14 protein-coding genes and 1 other RNA gene are annotated in these 13,135 nt (G+C 70.0%); 5 read left to right on the plus strand and 10 right to left on the minus strand.

From position 1 onward, the window contains the following. Positions 1-23 precede the first annotated feature (23 nt). Complete coding sequence (locus CEF10_RS07830) at positions 24-680, plus strand: ribonuclease T2 (RefSeq protein ID WP_232796439.1); 657 nt, start codon at positions 24-26, stop codon at positions 678-680. Between the two features lie 13 nt (positions 681-693). Here the strand turns inward: CEF10_RS07830 and CEF10_RS07835 are convergent, their stop codons facing one another. The 4 genes from CEF10_RS07835 to CEF10_RS07850 form a co-directional block, all read right to left on the minus strand. Then, complete coding sequence (locus CEF10_RS07835; RefSeq protein ID WP_101067578.1) at positions 694-1,251, minus strand: hypothetical protein; 558 nt, start codon at positions 1,249-1,251, stop codon at positions 694-696. Then, positions 1,248-2,423 carry an exo-alpha-sialidase gene (locus tag CEF10_RS07840; protein WP_157932975.1) on the minus strand — a complete coding sequence of 392 codons (1,176 nt, stop codon included), beginning with the start codon at positions 2,421-2,423 and terminating at the stop codon, positions 1,248-1,250. The genes CEF10_RS07835 and CEF10_RS07840 overlap by 4 nt, the downstream gene beginning before the upstream one ends. Positions 2,424-2,565: 142 nt before the next feature. Next, positions 2,566-3,558 carry an NAD(P)H-quinone oxidoreductase gene (locus CEF10_RS07845; protein WP_101067580.1) on the minus strand — a complete coding sequence of 331 codons (993 nt, stop codon included), beginning with the start codon at positions 3,556-3,558 and terminating at the stop codon, positions 2,566-2,568. A gap of 10 nt (positions 3,559-3,568) precedes the next feature. Then, positions 3,569-4,264: a COQ9 family protein gene (locus CEF10_RS07850; RefSeq protein WP_101067581.1), complete on the minus strand. Its 696-nt coding sequence runs from the start codon at positions 4,262-4,264 to the stop codon at positions 3,569-3,571. 108 nt (positions 4,265-4,372) lie between these two features. On the opposite strand from CEF10_RS07850, the gene rpsU reads away from it, so the two are divergent. Together rpsU and CEF10_RS07860 are read left to right on the plus strand one after the other, a co-directional pair. Then, complete coding sequence (rpsU, locus tag CEF10_RS07855) at positions 4,373-4,579, plus strand: 30S ribosomal protein S21 (RefSeq protein ID WP_005614280.1); 207 nt, start codon at positions 4,373-4,375, stop codon at positions 4,577-4,579. A 106-nt stretch (positions 4,580-4,685) separates the two neighbouring features. After that, positions 4,686-5,816 carry an NAD(P)/FAD-dependent oxidoreductase gene (locus CEF10_RS07860; RefSeq protein ID WP_101067582.1) on the plus strand — a complete coding sequence of 377 codons (1,131 nt, stop codon included), beginning with the start codon at positions 4,686-4,688 and terminating at the stop codon, positions 5,814-5,816. A 4-nt stretch (positions 5,817-5,820) separates the two neighbouring features. On the opposite strand, the gene recR is transcribed toward CEF10_RS07860, so the two are convergent. The 5 genes from recR to CEF10_RS07885 all read right to left on the minus strand — a co-directional run bounded on the left by recR (position 5,821) and on the right by CEF10_RS07885 (position 10,963). Then, positions 5,821-6,414 (minus strand): recombination mediator RecR, encoded by a 594-nt coding sequence (recR, locus tag CEF10_RS07865; RefSeq protein WP_101067636.1) that lies wholly within the window; start codon positions 6,412-6,414, stop codon positions 5,821-5,823. A 76-nt stretch (positions 6,415-6,490) separates the two neighbouring features. Further along, the gene (locus tag CEF10_RS07870) at positions 6,491-6,835 is read right to left on the minus strand and encodes a YbaB/EbfC family nucleoid-associated protein (RefSeq protein ID WP_101067583.1); all 345 of its coding nucleotides are present in this window, start codon (positions 6,833-6,835) and stop codon (positions 6,491-6,493) included. A 92-nt stretch (positions 6,836-6,927) separates the two neighbouring features. Then, positions 6,928-8,709, minus strand: coding sequence for a DNA polymerase III subunit gamma/tau (locus tag CEF10_RS07875; protein WP_101067584.1), 1,782 nt, complete (start codon positions 8,707-8,709; stop codon positions 6,928-6,930). 210 nt (positions 8,710-8,919) lie between these two features. Beyond that, an RNA gene (gene ffs / locus CEF10_RS07880) (signal recognition particle sRNA small type) lies at positions 8,920-9,016 on the minus strand. A gap of 51 nt (positions 9,017-9,067) precedes the next feature. After that, positions 9,068-10,963 (minus strand): bifunctional 2',3'-cyclic-nucleotide 2'-phosphodiesterase/3'-nucleotidase, encoded by a 1,896-nt coding sequence (locus tag CEF10_RS07885; protein ID WP_157932976.1) that lies wholly within the window; start codon positions 10,961-10,963, stop codon positions 9,068-9,070. 212 nt (positions 10,964-11,175) lie between these two features. On the opposite strand from CEF10_RS07885, the gene nudC reads away from it, so the two are divergent. Further along, a complete protein-coding gene (gene nudC, locus CEF10_RS07890; protein ID WP_101067586.1) occupies positions 11,176-12,144 on the plus strand; it encodes an NAD(+) diphosphatase in 969 nt (322 codons plus the stop codon). A 39-nt stretch (positions 12,145-12,183) separates the two neighbouring features. Next, positions 12,184-12,651 carry an SRPBCC family protein gene (locus CEF10_RS07895; protein WP_101067587.1) on the plus strand — a complete coding sequence of 156 codons (468 nt, stop codon included), beginning with the start codon at positions 12,184-12,186 and terminating at the stop codon, positions 12,649-12,651. A gap of 72 nt (positions 12,652-12,723) precedes the next feature. On the opposite strand, the gene CEF10_RS07900 is transcribed toward CEF10_RS07895, so the two are convergent. Continuing rightward, complete coding sequence (locus CEF10_RS07900) at positions 12,724-12,990, minus strand: hypothetical protein (protein WP_101067588.1); 267 nt, start codon at positions 12,988-12,990, stop codon at positions 12,724-12,726. Positions 12,991-13,135: the final 145 nt, after the last annotated feature.

Below are 13,135 nucleotides of genomic sequence, written 5' to 3' on the forward strand. Positions count from 1 at the left end.
GCGCGGAAATGAAAGAGCGAAGTATGCCGTCATCCCCCCTTCCTCGCCTGACCCTCGCCCTTGCGCTGCTGCTTGTTCTGGCCGTGCGGCCCGCAGACGCACAAGACACGCCGGGCGCGTTCGACTATTACGTGCTGGCCCTGAGCTGGCAGCCGAGCTGGTGCGCGCTGGAGGGCGATGACCGCGATGCGCCCGCTTGCGCGCGCGGCACCGGGCACGGCTGGCTTCTGCACGGGCTGTGGCCGCAGTATCACCGCGGCTGGCCCGCCTATTGCGACAGCGCCCGCCGCCCGCCGTCGCGCGCGATGACGCGCGCAATGGCCGACATCATGGGCAGCGCCGGGCTGGCATGGCACCAGTGGAAGAAACATGGCACGTGCAGCGGGTTGCCGCCGGCGGAGTATTTCGCGCTGTCGCGGCGGGCCTACCGCGCCGTCACCCGCCCCGAGGTCCTGCGCAAGCTGGATCGCCCGGTGAGGCTGCCCGCACAGGTTATCGAGGCCGCGTTCCTGAAGGCCAACCCGGACCTGGCGCGCGACGCGGTGACCATCACCTGCCGGGGCGGGCGGATCCACGAGGCGCGGATCTGCCTGTCACGCGGGCTTTCGCCGGTGCCATGCGGTCGCGACGTGGTCACTGATTGCCGGCTGGAGGGTGCCTTGCTGGCGCCCCTGCGCTGAGGCGCGACCTTTTCTAGAGGGACAGCAGCCGTTCCAGCAGCACCACGGCGGTCACCGGCACCAGGGCGGCGTGCAGCACGTGGTCGAACCAGTTGCTGCTGCCGATCCCCGCGACCCAGAAGGCCTGCCCGGCCACGGCCACGAGGGGTATGAACAGGCTGCCCTGCGCCATGCCATAGGCACAGACCGCCAGGACCATCCCGGCCACCGGCCACGGCGCGTAGCCCAGCCGGTAGACGTTCGCGGGCAGGGCGGTGGTGGCGGCGGCCAGGAAAAAGACATAGGCCACGAGGAAGGCGGCCAGCTCGACCGTCGTGAAGGGCAGGATGTCGATGCCGGCCATGCCTGCGAGGTGCCGCAGCGCCAGCACCGGCAGCACGGCGCGGAAACTGCCCAGCAGCGCAACCAGCCCCCGCAGCACGATCGTGTCACGGAACAGCACGGCGGCCACGGCCCCCGCGGCAAGGCCCGCCGCCACCGCCTGCGGCGGGGGCAGCACCAGCCCGCCCACCCCGGCCAGGACCCATGCCAGAAGGACGGCCAGCCAGAGTGTTGTCAGAACACCCGTCATTGCGCGTTCACCCAGGCGTCGTTGAACACATGCGCGCGGATGCCGTGCTTGCCGCGCTGCGAATAAGCCAGGACGATGCTGCCGTCGCGCAGACGGCGCAGCATCGGGTAACGCACCGCGCGGTCCGCGTCGCCGCCGCCGTCCTCCAGCGTGGCGATGCGCCGCCAGCTCCGGCCGCGATCCTGCGAAAGCAAGAGCCGCAGCAGGTCGCTGCGCTGCGCGTCGTCGTTGAGCGCCATCAGGATCCTGTCACCGCCCAGCGCCAGCGCCGCCACCGGCGCGTCGGGATTGGGCAGGTCGCTGTCGTGGACGGCCGACCAGTGGCGCCCGCCGTCGGCGGTTTCGCTGACCAGCAGCCTGCGCGACCCGGTGCCGAAGTTGCGCAGGAAGGCGATGGCGTGGCGCTCGTCCAGCGGCACGATCATCGGCTGGATCGCGTTGCGCCCCTCCGGGATGCGGCGCACGTCGCGCACCCGCCCCTCGGCATCGAGGCGGACCAGTTCGCTGTAGCCGTGCTTCATCTCGAAATAGGCGGGCAGACCGTGGCTGCCGTCGGCGTAGGCGACCATCGGTGATTTCACGAGGTGCGAGCGGTTGAGCAGCGGCGACAGGTTCAGCTTGTGCGCCCGCACCGGGACGCGGCGATCGGGGTCGATGCGCACGTCGGCGACCGAGGCCATGGCCCAGCCGCCCACCGAGACCACGGTGGCGTAGAAGGCGTCGGGCGCGATTTCGTTCTGGATGGTGTTGCCCAGCGTGATCACCGCCTGGCGCGGCTCGAAACAGGCGCTGAGCGCGCGGCGCGTGATCAGCGGTGCGGGCGTGTCGTGATGCCAGCCGCCCCCCGCGTCGCGGGAAAATCGGGCGTGATGGATGTCGACATCCGCCTGCGCCTCTGCCGAGCCTTCGAACCAGACGAGCGTGAAGCCGTCATCCTTCACCGCGATCGCGGGGGAATGCGCCTGCCCCTCGGCAGGCCGGTGATCGAACACCGTCTCGAACAGCGGCGGCCCGTCGGCGGGGTGTTCGACCGGGAGGGCGAACCGCCAGTCCAACGGCCTGTCACGCCGGATCGCGACGGCGCTCAACCCGAGGCTGACCACCGCCAGCGCGCCGCCCCAGACCACGGGCGAGAGCTGCGCGAGCAGGGGATCGATCAGCGCCTCGATCAAGGCCGCCACCCCGGCCCGCCGCGCCGATCATGCCGCACACCCAAGCCCTTCACCCGATTCGCCCCGTCGTCAGATTGCCGTATGTCGCGGTTATGACACCGGCCCGGGCGATTGTCATCCGCCACCCCGGGCCCGGCGGCCGTCAGTCGCCGCCGTGCACCTTCAGGACGATCTTGCCGATGTGGCCGCTGCTTTCGATCCGCTCGTGCGCCGCGGCCGCCTGGGCCAGGTCGAACTCGGAATCCATCACCGGGGCCACGCGCCCGGCGTCGAGCAGCGGCCAGACATGGGCGCGCAGCGCCTCGGCGATCTCGGCCTTGGCCAGGTCGCCTTGCGGCCGCAGGGTGGAGCCGGTGATCGTCAACCGCCGTGCCATCACCTGCGCGAAATTCAGTTCTGCCTTGGGACCCGACAGGAAGGCGATGTGAACCAGCCGCCCGTCGTCGGCCAGGGCCTTGACGTTGCGGGGGATGTAGTCGCCGCCCACCATGTCGAGGATCAGGTTGGCGCCGCCGTCGCCGCGCAGAACCTCGACGAAGTCCTCCTCGCGGTAGTTGATCGCGCGATCCGCGCCAAGGTCGGTGCAGACCTTGCACTTCTGGTCCGATCCGGCGGTGGCGTAGACCCGCGCCCCGAAGATGTGGGCAAGCTGGATCGCCGTCGTGCCAATGCCGGAACTGCCGCCGTGCACCAGGAACCGTTCGCCGGCCTGAAGGCGGCCGCGCATGAACACGTTGGTCCAGACGGTGAAGAAGGTCTCGGGCAGGCAGGCGGCCTCGCGCAGGGGCATGCCCTGCGGCACGGGCAGGCAGTGAGCGGCCGGGGTGGCCACGTATTCGGCGTAGCCGCCGCCGGGCAGCAGCGCGCAGACGCGGTCGCCGACCTGCCAGTCGGCGACGGTGGCGCCCACTGCAACGATCTCGCCCGCGGCCTCCAGCCCCGGCAGGTCGCTGGCATCCGGCGGCGGGGCGTAGGCGCCCGCGCGTTGCAGCGCGTCGGGGCGATTCACGCCTGCGTAGGCGACCCGGATGACCACCTGGTCGGGGGCCGGCTGCGGCACCGGGCGCTCGACCGGTTGCAGCACCTCCGGCCCGCCGGGTTGCGTGATCTCGACCGCGCGCATCGTTTCGGTCATCCTTGCCCCCTCAATGATGGTCGCCGCCGTGGCGGCCCGGCATGTCGGCCACGCCCCGCCGCGGCGGACGTATCTTGCCCAGAACGGCCATCGGCCCGGCCAGCAGGCCGCCGAGCACGCGGTTGTCGCGCACCTGCGCCTTGACCTTCTCGAACTGCATCACGTCCTCGATCCGGCGATCGAGGAAATCCCATGTCGCGGCATACTCGGGGCTGTTGTCGCCCAGCCAGTAGAGCAGCGTCGACGAATAGACCCCCGAAAGCGTCGCGCGCTTGGTGTACCAGTTCACGTCGTCCGCGGTGTCGCCCAGCGCCGTCCAGATCCGGTCGCAGGTGCGCCAGATCGCGCGGGCGCCGTCGGGCGCATGCTGCGGCAGGGCGAAAAGGGTCGCCCCCCGACGCGCCAGTTCGCGGTCGTCGATGGCCTCGATGCGGAACCGAACCGCCGCCGCGATGCGATCGCGGAACCGCATTGCGGCCAGCGTGTCGGCCTCGGCCTCCAGCCGGTCCAGCATCGCCCGGTCGCCCGCTTCGTGATAGGCCAGCGCAAGGTCCACGCCGCCCCGCGGGAACACGGCGCGCGCCAGCGCGATGTCGACGCCCGCGTCGCGCGCCGCGGCAGCGAGGGCCGCGTCGCTCCAGCCGTCGAATGGCACGTGCATCTTCGCCGCCTCGAGCATTTCCGTCCTGATGTCCTGATCGCTCATGGCCCCTTTCCTTTCGGTCCGCGACCCTAGACAGGATCGGCGGCCTTTGCTATACCAACGCTTCCTGCAACATCATGCAACTTTAACTCAGGAAGGTGGTGACACCACATGCAGGTTAGTGTTCGCGACAACAATGTCGATCAGGCGCTCCGCGCCCTGAAGAAGAAGCTGCAGCGCGAAGGCGTTTTCCGCGAGATGAAGCTCAAGCAGCACTTCGAGAAACCCTCGGAGAAGAAGGCGCGCGAAAAGGCCGAGGCGATTCGGCGCGCGCGCAAGCTGGCGCGGAAGAAAGCCCAGCGCGAAGGTCTTCTCTGAAGATCCACGCAGCCTTCGGCACCAGGACACTGACGACCCCCGGGCGACACGCTTCGGGGGTTTGTCGTATCCGTGGGCCGGGCTGCTCCGACACGGGGAGGGTCGCATGCGCATCGCGGTGATCGGCCGGGGGCTGATCGGGGCCGCCGCGTCCCGCCACCTGGCGCTCCGGGGGCACGAGGTGGTCGCCATCGGCCCGGACGAACCCGGCAACAAGCGCGCGCACGACGGCGTGTTCGCCAGTCACTACGACGAGGGGCGGATCACCCGCGCGCTCGACCCCGTGCCGTTCTGGAGCCGCGCCAGTCGCGAAAGCATCGCCCGCTACGCCCGCATCGCGACCGACAGCGGGGTGGCGTTTTTCACGGAGACGGGCGCGCTGATCGCCGGGCCGGCGACGGGAGAGGGCATGGCGCGGACGGCCGCGCTGGCCGCGCAAGAGGGTATCGCGCACCGCGAACTGCGCGGAGACGCGCTGCGTGCGGCCTTCCCGTTCTTCGATTTCCCCGACGAGACGCTGGCCCTGCACGAGCGGGCGGGGGCGGGCCATGTCAGCCCGCGCCGCCTGGTGCAAGCCCAGGGGATCGCGGCCGAACGCGCGGGGGCGAGGATGCTGCGCGCGACGGTGGACGGGGTGCACGAGGACCAGGGCGCGGTCACCGTGCGCACGGACGCGGGCGTGGTGACGGCCGATCGCGCGCTCGTCGCCGCGGGCGCCTTCACCGGCGGCCTCTTGCCCGGGGCGGTGCCGCTCGAGGTCTTTGCCCGCACCGTCTGCTTTTTCGAGATCGACGCTGAGGAGGCCACGCGGCTGGCCGAAATGCCAACGCTGGTCTATCTGACGGGCGCGGCGGCCAATCCCTACCTGCTGCCGCCGATCCGTTACCCGGATGGGCGGATCTACCTCAAGCTGGGCGGAAACCCCGGCGACCCGACCCTGCCCGACTCGGCGGCGATCGGCGACTGGTTCCGGTCGGGCGGCGATGCGGCCGCCGGGCGCATGCTGGAAGACATGCTGCACCAGCGGATGCCCGGTCTGCGCGTGCGCGCGACACGGATCGAACCATGCGTGACCGCCTACACCCCGTCGGGGCGGCCGCACCTGGAAATGGTCGGCGACCGTATCGCCGTGGCCGCGGGCGCCTGCGGACGCGGCGCGAAATGCAGCGACGAGCTGGGCCGGCTCGGCGCGGAGGTCGTGCTCGGGCGGGGCCTGCCGGATTGGGCGCGGGCCTGAGTTCTCAGACCTGTTTGCGCGCGGCCAGCGCCGCGGTGATCGTCCCGTCGTCGAGGTAATCGAGTTCGCCGCCGATGGGCACGCCCTGTGCCAGCGAACTGAGCGCGACGCGCCCTTCCAGCTGGTCGGCGATGTAATGGGCGGTGGTCTGCCCGTCGACCGTGGCGTTCAGCGCCAGGATCACCTCGGTGACGCCCTCGGTGGCCACGCGGTCGACCAGCTGGGGGATGCGCAGGTCCTCCGGGCCCACCTGGTCGAGCGCCGACAGCGTGCCGCCCAGTACATGGTAGCGCCCCTTGAACGCCTGCCCGCGTTCCATCGCCCAGAGGTCGGCCACGTCCTCGACCACGCAGATCTGGCCCTGGGCGCGGCCCTCGTCGGCGCAGATGTCGCAGATCTCGGATGTGCCGATGTTGCCGCAGTTCGCGCATTCGCGCGCGGTCTGCCCCACGCGGGCCATCAACTCGGCCAGAGGCGCCAGTTGCAGTTCGCGCTTTGCGATCAGGTGCAGCACGGTACGGCGGGCCGAGCGGGGGCCCAGGCCCGGGAGCTTGGCCATCATGTCGATCAGGGCGTCGATGTCGCGATTTGCGCTCATGGCTGCGGCGTCCGGGCCGGCGGCGCCGTCGGGTGCCTCCGGCGGGAGTATCTGGAGCAAGATGAAAGAGGGCGCGTCAGAACGGCATCTTCATGTCTTTGGGCAGGCCCATGCCCTCGGTGATCTTGCCCATCTCCTCCTGCGCGCGTTCGCTGGCCTTTTCCTGAGCGTCCTTGATGGCGGCGAGGATCAGGTCCTCCGCCACTTCCTTGTCTTCGGAATTGAAGATCGACGGGTCGATGTCGAGGCTCTTGAGCTCGCCCTTGGCGGTGCAGGTCGCCTTGACCATGCCGGCGCCGGATTCGCCCTCGACGATGATGTTGTGCATCTCCTCCTGCAGGGCGGACATCTTCTCCTGCATTTCCTGGGCGGCCTTCATCATCTTGCCCATGTCGCCCATCTGGCCCAGTCCCTTGAACATGATCTCTCTCGCTTTGCGCAGGTTTCGGTTGCCTTGCCCCCTAGATACGGGCGGGCGGCCGCCGCGACAAGGCGCGGCGGGGGCGTCCGCGGTCACTCTTCCTCGAACGGGTCCCAGTCGTCGTCCTCGGCGTCCGGCAGGGCGTCGGCCTCGGCTTGGGCGGTGCGGGTTTCGCGCGTCTCGACGCGGGTGATCTCGGCACGCGGGAAGGCGGCGATCACCGCCTGCACGAGTGGATGGTCGCGCGCCTGGTCCTTCAGGGCCGTCTGGGACGCCTCGCGCGCCTCGGCGATGGTTGGTTCCTGCGCGTCGGGGACGACGGTGACGGCCCAGCGCGCGCCCGTCCAGCGCTGCAGCGCCGCGCCAAGACGGCTCGCGAGATCCGCCGGGGCGTCCGCGGTCGGCGTGAACTCGATCCGGCCGGGCTGGTAGGCCGCCAGTCTCAGGCAGGTCTCGACCTCCACCAGCAGTTTCACGTCACGGTTGGCCCGGATCAGTTCCACGACATGATCGAAACCGGGATACTGTGCCAGCGCCGCCGCGTGCTGCGGGGCCTGCGCCGTTGCCGGGCCGGGGGCGCCGGGCCCGGGCGGGCCTTCGGAGGAAGCGCCGCTCTGCCCGGACGGTGCCGGGCCGCCGGCGGCGCCCGAGGAGGTGGTGTCGGCCGCGCCGCCCCCGTTGGGCGGTCCGCCGGGACCAGGCGGCGGGCTGTCCTGCAACCGGCGCACCAGTTCCTCGGGCGCCGGCAGCTCGGCCACATGGGTGAGCCGGATGATCGCCATCTCGGCGGCCATCATGGCATTGGGGGCCTCGGCCACCTCGTCGAGCGCCTTGAGCAGCATCTGCCATGTCCGTGTGAGCACCCGCATCGGCAGCGCCTGTGCCATCTGCCGGCCGCGCGCACGTTCGTCGGGGGCGATGGTGGGGTCATCCGCCGCTTCCGGCGTGATCTGCACCACCGAGATCCAGTGCGTGATCTCGGACAGGTCGCGCAGGACGGCCATGGGATCGGCGCCCTCGGCGTATTGCGCGGCCAGTTCGGCCAGCGCGCCCTGGGCATCGCCCTTCATGACCATGTCGAACAGGTCGAGCACGCGGCCGTGATCGGCGAGGCCCAGCATGGCGCGCACCTGTTCGGCCCCGGTTTCGCCCGCCCCGTGGCTGATCGCCTGGTCGAGCAGCGAGGTCGCGTCGCGTGCCGAGCCTTCGGCCGCGCGGGTGATCAGCGCCAGCGCGTCGTCGGTGATCCGCGCGTCCTCGGCGTCGGCGATACGCCGCAGCATCCCGACCATTTCCTCGGGCTCGATGCGGCGCAGGTCGAACCGCTGGCAGCGCGACAGCACGGTGACCGGGACCTTGCGGATCTCGGTGGTGGCGAAGATGAACTTCACGTGCGGTGGCGGTTCCTCCAGCGTCTTGAGAAGCGCGTTGAACGCGCTTTTCGACAACATGTGGACCTCGTCGATGACGAAGATCTTGTAGCGCGCGCTGGCCGGGGCGTAGGCGACCGTGTTGATGATCGCGTCGCGGATGTTGTCCACGCCGGTGTTCGAGGCCGCGTCCATCTCGATCACGTCGACGTGGCGGCCCTCGCTGATCGCGACGCAGTGTTCGCATTGCCCGCACGGCGTGGTGGTCGGGCCGCCCGCGCCGTCGGCGCCGACGCAGTTCATGCCCTTGGCGATGATGCGCGCGGTCGTCGTCTTGCCGGTGCCGCGGATGCCCGTCATCATGAAGGCCTGCGCGATGCGGTCGGCCTTGAACGCGTTCTTGAGCGTGCGCACCATCGCGTCCTGGCCCACGAGGTCGGCGAATGTCTCGGGCCGGTACTTGCGGGCGAGTACCTGGTAGCCGCTGTCGTGGGGGTCGCTCATTGTGGGGCCTTCGGATTCGCGTCTGGGGGCAGACTAGGCCCGGCCCGCGGGCGCGTCCAGCGGGTCGGCCGTGCCCGCGTCGGCGGTATGGGCTGGGCATCAGGCCGTGCGAAGGCCGAGGCAAGGCAGGTGAACGCGGTGCGCGGCGCGTTCACACCGAAACACCCGGAGGAATCGCCGCCACGCTGCGTCGTGCATGTTCCGGGAAAGGGTGAGAGGTTGGACAGCGACCCAAGCGGGGCTCGCTACGGCTGCTTCCTTCCGGACCTGACCGGGTTGGCAAGGCGCTTGCCCGCGCCAACCTCTCATCGGCGCAGATAGTCGGTCGCGGCTGGATTCGCAAGGGCGGCGAAAGGCATCAAAGCCGGAGACGAAGGCGGGCGAACCCGTTTTCGGTGTCGCCAAGGTCTTCCAGGGACAGCCTGCGAAGCTCTTCGGCGTGGCCGCGAATGCCCGGGCCGGTGTCGAAAACCACACTCGCCCCGGGCATGGGCGCGAAGGACCAGGCGGGCGGGTCCGGCGCGCGGATTGTCCCGGCCGCGCGGATGTAGTCGGCCAGGTGATCGCGGATCAGTGTCCGGCCCCTGTGAAGAAAGGCCCGCCCGGGCCACGCGGGATAGGGCCCGCCGCCGGCCGCCCGGTAACTGTTCGTCGCCACGACGAATTCCGCGTCGCCCCGAAGTGGCCGCCCGTTGAACCGCAGGTCGCGAATGCGCCGGGCGCGCGGCGCCACGAGGCGACCGTGCACGTCGTATCTCGCCGGTTGCGACAGGTCGAGGCGGTAGGTCAGCCCGTCGACGACGTCGAAGGTGTGCCCCGGGAAGGCCGGATCGAAAAGCGGCTGGTCCGCGCGCCCCTGCGCGACCATGGCGAAGCCGCTGGCGGATCGCTCGAGCCAGTCGCGAAGGTCCGCGCCGGTCACGCGCAGCCCGCAGAGCGTGTTGGGGAACTCGTAGAGGTCCGCGACGTGCCGTCGGCTGAGGGGGCCGGCCGGGATGTCGGTGAAGTGTCGCGGCCCGGCCCGCCCGCCTGCACGGAAGGCAGTTGAAACCGACAGCACCGGCAGGGCCGCCTCGGGGGTGCCGCGGAGGGCGTGTTCCAGGGCCGCGCGTTTCGCCCGTGTGACGAGCCGCGTGGCGGCGCAGTCGGTGACGCGGGTGAGAAACGTGTGCAGCGGAGCCTGCGTTTCACCCAGCGGCCGTCGCATCAGTTGCAGCGTGCGCCGGTGCGCCGGCGCGAGAACCCGCGTGACGGCGCGGTCGCTGGGCACGGGCCGCGTTGCCGCGGCGGGCCGGGTCGGGCGGACCTCGCTGCGGTGCCCGGCGACTTGCCAGCCGCGGTGGTTGCGCCGCAGCCGAAGGTCGATCACGCCCAGGTGCCGTCCGCCGAAACCTGCAAGCACCGCCGGTGTCCCGTGCAGCGTGCCCGCGGCCGCATCCACGCCCGCTGCCACCGGGGCGGTCTCGGACGGGAAGACCTCATGGCTGTGGCCGCCCATTACTGCATCGATGCCGGGCAGGCCGGCCAGTTGCAGCGCCGCGTGCTCGGCGCTGTCACGGGTTTTCCCGTCGCCGATCCCGGTATGCGCCAGCGCCACGACAAGTTGCGCGCCGGCCGCGCGCATCTGTGGCAGCCGGGCGCGCACGGCATCGACCATGTCGCGGCTCGTCACGCGGCCCGACAGGTGGTGGCTGTCCCAGGTGGTGATCTGCGGGGGGACCACCGCGACCACGCCGATGCGCAACTCGTGGGCCTCGCCCGCGTCGTCCGTGACGCGGCGGTCGAGCAGGAGGAAGGGCGCCACCATGGTTTCGTCGTCACCCGCGGTCGCGCCGCGCCGGGTCAGCGCGTTGGCGCAGGTCACCGGGAACGCCGCGTCGGCCAGCGCGTTTTCCAGCGGCTCCAGCCCGAAGTTGAACTCGTGGTTGCCCAGCCCGGCGGCGTCGTAGCCCAGCGCGTTCATCGCTGTGATCGCGGGGTGCGGGCCCGTCCAGCCCGCATCCGGGTCGGCGGGCAGGTCGCCGATCGGCGCGCCCTGCAGGAAATCGCCGTTGTCGAAAAGCAGGCAGTTCGGCGCCTCGTCGCGCGCGGCGGCGATCAGCGTGGCCAGCCGTGTCAGGGCGCCCGGCGCGTCCGCCCGGTCGGCGTAGTAGTCGTAGGGCAGAAGGTTGGCGTGGACATCCGTCGTCTCGAGAAGGCGCACGGTCAGCGTCGTGCCGGTGAGAATGTCGTTTGAAACGCCAGGGAGGGTCAATCTCTTTGGTCTCTGAATGCGTGGTCGCCGAAAAACGTGAACAGGACCGGATTTCAGCCCGATCAGAAATCATCCTAATGAAATGAATATCCATTCGCGTTTGAGTTGCAAGAAAAATCGTGACGCAATCCAGATGCCTGGCTGCCGGCCGGCGGCTTGTAACCTGCCCCGGGCCGTGGCACGGCATCGCGCAGGCAACAGGGGTGGAACGGATGCGGCAGGCCGAAGCTGTGACATTCGGAGGATCGGGGCTGGACCGGGCCGCCGAATTGCGGGGTGATCCGGACGCCCTGCAGGTCGCCGTCAGCGGTGGTGCGAAGACCCTTCTCGTGTGGCGCGGAAAGCTGCTGGCCGCCGGTGCGAACCGGGGCCGCGTGGCCCGGCTGCCGATGGAGCATCCCGTCGCGCGGCAACTGGCCGGCGCGCCGGTCTTGCTGGGCCGCGAGGCGGACGGCACGCTGTGTTTCGCCCACGACATCTCGGCCTGGGAACCCGAGGGACTCGACCCGGCGCTGCTGCGCCGTTTCGCCGACCCGAGCGAACAACGCCACCCCGAATTGCCCCCGGACACCGCGTTCGTGGACTTGCGCCACATCATGACCGGCCTCGATGCACGCGATGCCGAGCTTGCGGCGACGGCCAAGGCGATCCTGGGCTGGCATTCCAGCCACCGGTTCTGTGCGCGTTGCGGGGCCGAAAGCCGGATGGTCGAGGCCGGTTGGCAGCGCCTTTGCGATGCCTGCGGCGGCCGTCACTTCCCCCGCACGGACCCGGTTGTCATCATGCTGATCACCCGGGGCAACGCGGTTCTGCTCGGTCGCTCGCCGCCGTGGCCCGAAGGCATGTATTCCCTGCTGGCCGGCTTCGTGGAACCCGGTGAGACGCCCGAGGCAGCGGTGCGTCGCGAGGTCATGGAGGAGGCGGGCATCGACGTGGGGAGGGTGCGTTACCTGGCCAGCCAACCCTGGGCGTTTCCCTCGTCGCTCATGATCGGCTGCCACGGGGAGGCGCTGTCGCGCGAGATCACGCTCGACCCGGAGGAACTCGAGGATGCGATGTGGGTTTCGCGCGAGCAGGTTCTGGCCTCGCTGGCCGGAACGCACCCGATGCTCAAGGCGGCCCGCGAGGGCGCGATCGCGCATTTTCTGCTGCGCAACTGGCTTGCGGACACGCTCGATTGACGCGACAATACCGCGTAGCAGAGCAAACGAGGCAGGCTGATGAAGTTTTCCACGCGGGAAGACGTGGCGGTGCCGGTTGACTTCCTGTTCGCCGCGCTGTCCGATTTCGACTATTTCGAACGGGCGGCCCTGCGCCGGGGCGCAGAGGTGCAGCGCATCGACAAGCTGAAGACGCCCGGGCCGGGGATGCAGTGGCAGACGTCGTTCAAGCTGCGCGGAAAACAGCGCGACGTGGAGCTTACGCTCAAGGAATTCGATCCCCCCAACTGGATGTTCCTCGCCTCGCAGTCGGCCGCGCTGGAGGGCGCGGGAAAAATCGACCTGATGGCGCTGTCGCGAAATCGCACCCGCCTGAGCATCGAGATCGAGACGAAACCGAGAACCATTTCGGCGCGGCTGCTCGAACAATCGATGAAGCTGGCCAGGACAAGGCTGACCCAGCAGTTCCGTGACCGGGTGGCGGAATTCGCAGCGGGGGTCGAGACGCGTTACCAGAAGAAGGCCTGAACCCGGAAAGCAAGGCGGGCGCTCCGGTTTCGGAACGCCCGCCTTTTTTGCGTTCAGGCCGCTGTCGCCCGGTCAGCCGAGGATCGGCAGATCCTTGCGGTCGTTGACGTCCAGGTCGCCCGCGATCTGGTTCATGGTCTTGCGATCGTTGACGTCGAGGTCACCGGCGATCTGGTTCATGGTCTTGCGGTCGTTGACGTCGAGGTCACCGGCGATCTGGTTCATGGTCTTGCGGTCGTTGACGTCGAGGTCGCCGGCGATCCGCTCGGCGGCGGGGGCGGCCAGCGATGCGGTGGCGGTGGTGGCGATGATGGCGAAGATGCTGAGTGCGGTGCGCATGGTGTCTCTCCTTTTGGCGTCCGTCTGGTGTTTCGGGTCCGGGGGCGGGCTGTGGTCCGTCGCCCCTTGTGAGACACCATTTGGGGCGCGCCGCCGTGCTTGTAACCGCCTGTCGCCGCGACGTGAAAACCCGCTCACCGCCACC

The sequence above is a fragment of the Roseovarius salinarum genome (genome assembly GCF_002834145.1).
GTDB classification, from domain to species: domain Bacteria; phylum Pseudomonadota; class Alphaproteobacteria; order Rhodobacterales; family Rhodobacteraceae; genus Roseovarius; species Roseovarius salinarum.

Excerpts from the sequence above, each read along its gene's own strand:
- CEF10_RS07850 (WP_101067581.1), bottom strand. The coding sequence starts at position 4,264 with ATGAGCGATCAGGACATCAGGACGGAAATGCTCGAGGCGGCGAAGATG.
- CEF10_RS07900 (WP_101067588.1), bottom strand. The coding sequence starts at position 12,990 with ATGCGCACCGCACTCAGCATCTTCGCCATCATCGCCACCACCGCCACC.
- CEF10_RS07895 (WP_101067587.1), top strand. The coding sequence starts at position 12,184 with ATGAAGTTTTCCACGCGGGAAGACGTGGCGGTGCCGGTTGACTTCCTG.
- CEF10_RS07830 (WP_232796439.1), top strand. The coding sequence starts at position 24 with ATGCCGTCATCCCCCCTTCCTCGCCTGACCCTCGCCCTTGCGCTGCTG.
- CEF10_RS07835 (WP_101067578.1), bottom strand. The coding sequence starts at position 1,251 with ATGACGGGTGTTCTGACAACACTCTGGCTGGCCGTCCTTCTGGCATGG.
- CEF10_RS07870 (WP_101067583.1), bottom strand. The coding sequence starts at position 6,835 with ATGTTCAAGGGACTGGGCCAGATGGGCGACATGGGCAAGATGATGAAG.
- nudC (WP_101067586.1), top strand. The coding sequence starts at position 11,176 with ATGCGGCAGGCCGAAGCTGTGACATTCGGAGGATCGGGGCTGGACCGG.
- CEF10_RS07845 (WP_101067580.1), bottom strand. The coding sequence starts at position 3,558 with ATGACCGAAACGATGCGCGCGGTCGAGATCACGCAACCCGGCGGGCCG.
- rpsU (WP_005614280.1), top strand. The coding sequence starts at position 4,373 with ATGCAGGTTAGTGTTCGCGACAACAATGTCGATCAGGCGCTCCGCGCC.
- CEF10_RS07875 (WP_101067584.1), bottom strand. The coding sequence starts at position 8,709 with ATGAGCGACCCCCACGACAGCGGCTACCAGGTACTCGCCCGCAAGTAC.
- CEF10_RS07860 (WP_101067582.1), top strand. The coding sequence starts at position 4,686 with ATGCGCATCGCGGTGATCGGCCGGGGGCTGATCGGGGCCGCCGCGTCC.
- recR (WP_101067636.1), bottom strand. The coding sequence starts at position 6,414 with ATGAGCGCAAATCGCGACATCGACGCCCTGATCGACATGATGGCCAAG.